This window comes from Moorena sp. (assembly GCF_982860115.1).
Window position 1 is genome coordinate 1 of record NZ_CEYLVT010000296.1, and the last position, 7,951, is coordinate 7,951.

At 44.0% G+C, this 7,951-nt stretch carries 6 protein-coding genes; 4 read left to right on the plus strand and 2 right to left on the minus strand.

Translation table 11 applies throughout. The features are described 5' to 3' along the window. Positions 1-92 precede the first annotated feature (92 nt). Positions 93-3,044 carry a zinc-dependent metalloprotease gene (locus AC4II3_RS29585; RefSeq protein ID WP_488016478.1) on the minus strand — a complete coding sequence of 984 codons (2,952 nt, stop codon included), beginning with the start codon at positions 3,042-3,044 and terminating at the stop codon, positions 93-95. Between the two features lie 65 nt (positions 3,045-3,109). On the opposite strand from AC4II3_RS29585, the gene AC4II3_RS29590 reads away from it, so the two are divergent. Beyond that, on the plus strand, positions 3,110-3,295 hold the full coding sequence (locus AC4II3_RS29590) for a hypothetical protein (protein WP_488016477.1): 186 nt from the start codon (positions 3,110-3,112) through the stop codon (positions 3,293-3,295). A 466-nt stretch (positions 3,296-3,761) separates the two neighbouring features. On the opposite strand, the gene AC4II3_RS29595 is transcribed toward AC4II3_RS29590, so the two are convergent. Next, a complete protein-coding gene (locus AC4II3_RS29595) occupies positions 3,762-4,112 on the minus strand; it encodes a phage holin family protein (protein ID WP_488016475.1) in 351 nt (116 codons plus the stop codon). 1,085 nt (positions 4,113-5,197) lie between these two features. On the opposite strand from AC4II3_RS29595, the gene AC4II3_RS29600 reads away from it, so the two are divergent. The 3 genes from AC4II3_RS29600 to AC4II3_RS29610 all read left to right on the plus strand — a co-directional run bounded on the left by AC4II3_RS29600 (position 5,198) and on the right by AC4II3_RS29610 (position 7,766). Then, positions 5,198-5,578 carry a pentapeptide repeat-containing protein gene (locus AC4II3_RS29600; RefSeq protein ID WP_488017052.1) on the plus strand — a complete coding sequence of 127 codons (381 nt, stop codon included), beginning with the start codon at positions 5,198-5,200 and terminating at the stop codon, positions 5,576-5,578. A 191-nt stretch (positions 5,579-5,769) separates the two neighbouring features. After that, positions 5,770-6,933: a 5-(carboxyamino)imidazole ribonucleotide synthase gene (locus tag AC4II3_RS29605; RefSeq protein WP_488017051.1), complete on the plus strand. Its 1,164-nt coding sequence runs from the start codon at positions 5,770-5,772 to the stop codon at positions 6,931-6,933. Positions 6,934-7,136: 203 nt separating this feature from the next. After that, positions 7,137-7,766 carry a CAP domain-containing protein gene (locus AC4II3_RS29610; protein WP_488017049.1) on the plus strand — a complete coding sequence of 210 codons (630 nt, stop codon included), beginning with the start codon at positions 7,137-7,139 and terminating at the stop codon, positions 7,764-7,766. The last annotated feature ends 185 nt before the right edge of the window (positions 7,767-7,951 follow it).

Below are 7,951 nucleotides of genomic sequence, written 5' to 3' on the forward strand. Positions count from 1 at the left end.
AGCTGATAGCTGATAGCTGATAGCTGATAGCTGATAGCTGATAGCTGATAGCTGAGAGCTGATAGCTGATAGCTTACGGCTCAAGTCATGATTCATTCCGATTGCAACGGTGCATCCAACACTTTAGTAATGCGATCGCGTGCCCCTTCTAAGTGGGCTAAGCTAGCTGTATCAAGGTTTTTCCCTTGTTTGTTCAAGGTCTTTGCGATCGCATCCCGCAATTGACGGAGTTTATACCGGGCTAACACCCGAGCATCCTCGGGAGTATTAAAGGTTTGGATAGCAATAATAAATTCAGGGAAGCTGCGGGCACTTTCTAGACTATTGGAATTGCGCAGTGCCATGTTCACTAAAAGACTCATATACTGCCGTTGCAATCCCCGACGCAAGCTAGAGATTGGCTCAATTTTAGCGTTAGTATCTAGTTTCCAGATGCTATCTTGAACAGTGTCAAACAGTTCTGCCATGGTCAAGGCTTCCCCGGAACTAGTTTTCAGTTGAGCATCCCGCAAACGAGCCAACCGTTCTGATGAAAATAAATCCCCCAGCACCATAGTTTGAATTAACATCACTCGGTCATGAATGGGATAATCTAGGGGAAAAATAGTGGGAAAAGTCCCCCAGTGAGTCCAGCGAGATGGGGCTAACTGGTTGAGGAGTTGGGGTGAGAAGTTAAAGGTATCTTCTGCAAACATATACTCCCCGACCATGGCTAGAGCCTGACGCTGTTTTTCCACAGGGATTGGTTCAAAGGGAAGTGTGCCAGTCTTGCCACCAGTGTAGTTTCGATTAAAGGTTTGTCCCCCAATATAACCAGTAAGGGACATAGCGTTTTCAAAGAAATAGGAGAAGACCGTATCAAAGCGATCGCGTAAATCCCCAGCACTTTCTTCAGGCAACAGGTAACTGTTGTTCAACCGTTTCCAAATTCCCTTAGCATTCTCCATTTGCCACTGAGAGTAGCGCAATGGATCACTACTAAGGTCCCAAACCTTAGCTTCTGGGTCAATAAAATCGAAAGTATCCTCATCTGTAGCATAGGATAGTCCTATTTGGGACCCTTCAGCCGCAATTTTGCGCAGTGTGGGTAATTCTTGTTGAGGAGTCAGAGCATCAATAGGAGTGTAGCCATACTTAATCACCCACTTATCATAGGGACCAACCACTGTAGAGAAATAATCTCCCTGTTCCATTCCCTCTGGCGCTAGATTAACTGGGACATAATCCATCACTGACCCGACTAGCCCTTGGTTGCGGGTAATCTCAGTATTATTCAATTCCTCCGGAGTCAACATGGTGCTGCCCCGGAAATTGTGGCGCAATCCCAGAGTATGACCAACTTCATGAGCCGTCAGGTAGCGCAAATACTGATTGATGAAGGTTTTCATTTCCTCACCACTGGGCAACTGGTGGTTTACCATCGATAGAGACAATGCTCCAAACTTAGCTTGCTGAGCTGATACCATCCCAAAACAGAACTCATGGTCTCGGACTTGGGTGAGTCCGGTTAGGAATTGCCCAGCTGGTAGGCTCAACTGAGCCGCTTTGCCAGGATTGGTCTTGAGGATTTCCTGCAATTTGAGGTAAGGAACTTTGATGCCATTACTACACAGGGAACCATTAAACGGGAATTGGGATAACCCAGATAATGCCTGGGATTGAGGCTGGGAGGCAATAGCCTGGTATTCCGCTTTGATCCAGCGTACTGCATTAGCATCAATAATCACATCTGCATCCAAAATTTCCCCAGTCAAGGGGTTCACTCGGGATGGACCCATAGCGATAATGCCTGGGAATGAGGGAAAAGAATTGGACCAGCGAATGGTGTTGTAGCGAATATCAGCCGGGTCCCAGGTTGCATCATCTGGCATTTGCCGCACTTCAATGGCATTATCAAACCCTGCCTCCCGAAACGCTTCATTCCACATCAAAATCCCCTCCCGAATTGCATCTCGGTACTCTAGAGGTACAGTATTTTCAATCCAAAACACAATTGGTTCTTTTGGGGGGGATACAGTAGCAGTAGGGTCTTGTTTTTCTAAATTCCAGCGCCTGATATAACGGATAAAGGGCTGTTTGCGGTTTTGATTGGATAAATTTTGATAAGCACTGATGAAATAGCCTACTCGTTCATCCGCGAGTCGATGACGGTAACCATTGTTAGTCGGTAGTTGAGAAAAGCTATAGCGGACACTAAGATTAAATGCCCGTTGGTCTGGCAGACTCCTTAAGGGAAAGAATAAATCTCCCCCACCAGAAAAGCCATAAACCGACTCAATCTCTACATTAAACGGAAATGCTTGAGCATCACTGACATAGGATTTTTGAGGGTCTACTCCATAACTACCTCCTAATATCCAAGGAAAAGCCGATGCTAGTCCAGAGAAAGACCCATCGCTGACGAGGAGTGGTGTTAAATCCACTAACAGAGTGTTTCGTTCTGGATGAATACTAGTAATGGGCAGGGAATATAGCACCGAATCACTGAAGGAACGCTTAACAGAACGCTCTTGGGGGTCACCGGGTCGAGTACGGAAGTAGATATTTGGTATGACTAAATCTATGGTCTTCTGTCGGCGGCGGAATTGGAACAAAAAATCATTAACTGGCCAACCGGTTTGGAGCCCCAACTCCCCAATTCCCGAAGCAAGGGTGACAACACATAGGAAGTTTTGGTTTAGTTGATCCGGCTCAATTTCTAAATAAATTTTTTCTTTTTCTTTATTGCGGTAGAGGGTGAGTAATCCTGCTAATTTTTCCGCATCTTCTACGACCTTATCAAATGGCTTTAACTTGGAATCACTACTATCTGAATCGGATAATTCCCCTGACGGTTCCTCTGACGGTTCCTCAGCAATAATTTCTCTAGTTTGAACTTGGTTATGGGCTAAGGTTAGCTGGGGCGAGTAAACAATCTGTTGATCCAAATGTTGACCCAAACTATTGCGGTTTGGAGTAGATAGAGCTATGGTTTGGAGGTACAACGGGGATAGTACCAAGACGAATGCACACAGACATAATATCAAGAACTTTAGTCTTTTCATCGATTAATCACTAATTTTGTGTTCCCAAAATAAATAGGAATTATGAATTATCATAGTTAGGAATTATGAATGATTTAAAAAATCAACTTCATCTCATAATTACCAAATCCCTAAATTTGACCATTGATTATAGCATTTGTGATACTTATCATCTACCTTCAAGTTTATTGCCATTACTCCCTACTCTCTACTCCCTACTCCCCAAGACGAAAGTAATTCAACCAATTGATAGCTACTATAGTTACAATTGATTAGTTGTTGATTAGTTTAATCTTTATAGCTTCTGATTCCTAAGTATTACTTAAGGATTACTATCAATGGGAAGCACAGAGCATAGCCATGGTTTTAGATGTTCTATTTATTTTTAGTCAAGATGGTGTGATTTTACTATAATAGTGGTTTTACTATAGCTTTTTTTAATTAAATAGACGAATCAATGGACTAACCCTTCAAGCACCCCGAATTTTCCACACCTTGGGTTAGTCTATATCTATTGTTCGTGTACTTTGAGCCTTGACAGTTCAAAAAAACTGTACAGTAACTTCAAGTCAAGCTATACTTTCAGCACTCAGCTTTCAGCTATTTACTAGTCAGCCCTTGCAGCTGACTACTTAAGCTCAGAAGTATAGTTTACTAAAAGTCCCGCTAGCTATAGTCCTGCCAGCTATAGGATAACTAGCGGGTGACAAGTCTCGGCCACCTATGTGGCAATTGAGATTAAACCTGATTAGACGCGAAGCTATTGATAAGACTAGACACTAAAGTCAGAACGATGGCTCCGAAAAAAGCTGGCCAGAAACCGTTTACCATAAACGCCGCAGGAGTGAAATAGGATGCCAGGGATAGGGTGATAGCATTAATCACCAACAGAAATAGTCCCATGGATAAAATTGTGATGGGCAAGGTCAGAATCACTAAAATCGGTCTAATGATGGCGTTAACTAAACCAATGACTACTACCGCTACAGCAGCTGCACCAAAACCACTAATGGTAATTCCTGGTACCAGGTAAGCAGTAATCATTAGTGAGATAGCACTTAGCAGCCAAGTCAAAAGTATATTAAGCATCGATCTCACAAAAATATCGCTTACTACGATTTTAGCGATTCTGGCAAGATTAGCCTGGTTGTGATGTAAGCATTCAGCTATCAGCTATCAGCCGTCAGCCAAGCACTGAGCACTGAGCACTGACCGCTGAGCACTGACCGCTGTTTGCGCAGCGTGCGCGAGCGCGCATATGCTTACCTTTGGTTTGACACTCCCCGCTTTAAAAAGACGGGGATTCCTAGATCTACGACCGGCCTTAAACCTCCGTGTCCAAATGGCAATATCTAAACTATTATCCCGTCGAGACCAAGATTCTAGTCAGTTCACGAAAGACCCAGCGGGCTAGTCTCCTTAGGCGTTTAGTTACTTTCCACAAAAGTGCCTTATAAAGTCCGTTACTTTCCTGTTTCACTTGGTTTCGGCGTGCCCCGCCGTACCATTCTCTTTTCTCAGGTCGTATCTTTGCTGGGTTCACACACCAATTGTTAGTTGATGATTGGGTTTTTAGCGATGCAGCGCGGTCTTGGGGGTTTCCCCCATGAGCGACTGCATCAAGAAAGGAGGACTTTCCCTACCCTCCGGGCATTTCTTCTTTAAGGTCAAACAATTGCGGGTCTCTCTCCCGGTTGTGCCTCGGATTTTCAGCCTGTACCCATATCTAAATAATACTCTAGCGCGCAAGTATTGTCAACCTTTTTAATGGAATTGCATCTAGGCGACTTTAGTCGCTACCTGGCTTTCATCCCGGAGACGAAACCTTAAAATAAGGCAGCCTTAATCATGGAGGCGCGCTTTCCATCGGCGAATTAAATTCGCGCGATTGTCGCGCCTCAAAGTTTTAACCCTTTTACCCATAGCCGACCAACCATAAAGGCTGCCTTATTTTTGCGGTAACTTCTGACCCGGTTTAAAAACACGGGGCTTTCAGCCTGGAGCAGTACCGTAACTCAAGTGATTATGCAGCACAGTATGATTGAGTTGGACGATTCCAGCAATAAATCTTTATGTTTTTCCGGCTACTGGTTACATTCTTATTTGCGTGCTCTGTTTTTTGTTATCCCTTACCTGTTCACGCCAAGAGTATAGCCTGCGATGGGAAACAACTCGTGGGAGCAGACTTATCTGGTCAAGACTTACAGGAAGTCAAAATTACCTATTGCAATTTGAACCAGGCTAACTTAGCCGATGCCAAATTGATCAAAGCATCTATCCAACATACTACCCTGAATAATGCTAATCTCCATGGAGCCGACTTGACCAACAGCGACACCTACAACATTAGCTTAAATGGTGCAGATTTAAGTGATGCCATCTTTACTGGTTCCTTACTGCAACGTGCCAGTTTTGATGGGGCTAACATCACTGGTGCTGATTTTACTAGCACCCTGATTCAACCGGTCAGAGAACGGTTAAAACTCTGCGATGTAGCAAGTGGCGTGAATCCTACAACTGGTGTGGTGACTCGTGACTCTTTAGGGTGTTGGTAAGGTGTTGAATGTTGAATGTTGAATGTTGACTGTTGACTGTTGACTGTTGACTGTTGACCATCAAATAGTCAACAGTCACGATCGATGGGGCTGACTTGACCGATGGTATGCTGGATGGTGTTCAAATTTGATAACTGTTTGCTAGAAGAAGGTGCATCTGAAAACTGGTGTTGCGCTTGTGAGTCTTTGGGATGTCGATTAAACGAGTAGGTGTAATTGGTGGAGGACAACTGGCCTGGATGATGGCAATGGCTGCTAAGTCTTTGGGTATTCGGCTAGTGGTTCAAACTCCTAATGTTAGTGATCCAGCTGTTTGTGTTGCTGCTGAAACTGTATTTGCTGCTATTGATGATGGGGTGGGTACCGAGCAAATGGCATCTCGCTGTGATGTGATTACCTTTGAGAATGAATTTATCAACCTTGATGCCCTGAAATCTCTGGCAAATCGGGGAATTTGCTTTTACCCCAGACTAGAGTCCCTAGCACCACTGTTGGATAAATATGACCAACGCTGCTATTTCGATGGGATTGGTTTACCCCAGCCAGAGTTCATCAGTCTGGAGGGGGAAGTGCGTAAGCAGGAATTAAAGTCCCTAGGCTCTGATCGGACCCCAATCAAGCTGAGTGAATTAGCGTTTCCTCTGGTGCTGAAAGCGCGACGCCAAGGTTATGACGGCAAGGGTACGTTTATTATTAAAGACAGTCATAGCTTACAGGAAATTTGGAACCAGTTAGACAATCAGCCTGTGGTGCTAGAAGAATTTATTCCCTTTGAACGGGAGTTGGCAGTAATGGCTGCTCGTTCTGTAGATGGGGAGGTGGTGGTTTACCCGGTGGTGGAAACTCAGCAGCAAGAACAGGTGTGTCGGCGAGTGATTGCACCAGCTCAGATTAGCCCAGATACCGTGGCGGAGGTGAATGCGATCGCAAAAACTCTCCTGACTAGTTTAGAGGTAGTGGGAGTCTTTGGGATTGAGTTATTCCTCACTAGCAATCACAAGGTTTTGGTTAATGAAGTCTCCCCTCGTACCCATAATTCTGGCCATTACACCATTGATGCTTGCGAAACTTCTCAATTTGAGCAGCAACTGCGAGCCGTGGTGGGTTTACCCTTAGGTAGCCCACAGATGCATTGTCCCAGTGCAGTCATGGTGAATCTTTTGGGTTATGAGTCTTCTCAGGATGATTACCAACAGAAACGGCAGACCTTAGCCAGTTTACCAGGGGCGTTTGTCCATTGGTATGGTAAGACTGAATCTCGCCCAGGACGTAAGTTAGGTCATGTTACGGTTTTGAGTAATGGGAATTCCGTACAAGAGGTAATTGAGAAGGTTGAATCGGTTTGGTACGGTTAATACTCAGAATTAAGAATGCAGAATGTAGAATGTAGAATGTAGAAGTCTAAATTATCAATTCTAAATTCTTAATTCTAAATTCTAAATTCTTAATTCTTAATTCTTAATTCTACATTCAAAAGATGCAGTAGGGTGGGCAAAGTAATTTTGCCCACCCTAGAAGCTACCTACTCCCTACTTGAAATAAATTAATAATGATGACTATGCTCAGAAAACTCGCGATCATCCTAGTCGGTGTCTTGATCACCACTGCTGCCTTTGTTTCAATACCGTCCGATCCTGCCTATGCCTCTCTATCTAGCTCTGAACAACAAGAACTATTAGATGCACATAATCAGTACCGGAGACAGGTTCAACCAACAGCATCAAATATGAGAGAGCTCAAATGGGATAATACATTGGCTGGAGTAGCCCAAAACTATGCTGATACATGTACTTGGGGACATAACAGGAACCGTACACAACAGGTAGGAGGTGAGTTTTCTTACGTGGGGGAAAACTTGTACCTGACAACCAACCAGAATCATCAAACGACTGCTCCAGTTGATTCCTGGTATAATGAAGTGAAAGATTATGACTATGCTACTAATAGCAGTAGCGGAGTCACAGGTCATTACACTCAAGTGGTTTGGGCTAACACTGAATATCTTGGATGCGGCAGAACAGAATGTGCTAGCTTAGCGGGTCTTAACTGGAACAATGTAGCTATAGTAGTTTGCAACTATGGTAAAGGAGGAAATTATAGGGGTCAAAAGCCTTACGTATATGGGGCAAGCGCCTCAAGTTGTCCGTCAGGTTATACTGCTAGCAACGGTCTTTGTTCAGCTAACTAATTTATTCTCCCCCAGCTGTTAGTGAAGCGGGCGGGTCGCGCCCGAAAGTTGATGCAGTAGGGTGGGGAAAGTAATCTAATCGTGAATACTGATTGGAAGCAAACTGTTTTTGCCCACCCTACAAATTCCTCAGAATTAAGAATTAAGAATTAAGAATTAAGAATTAAGAATTAAGAATTAAGAAT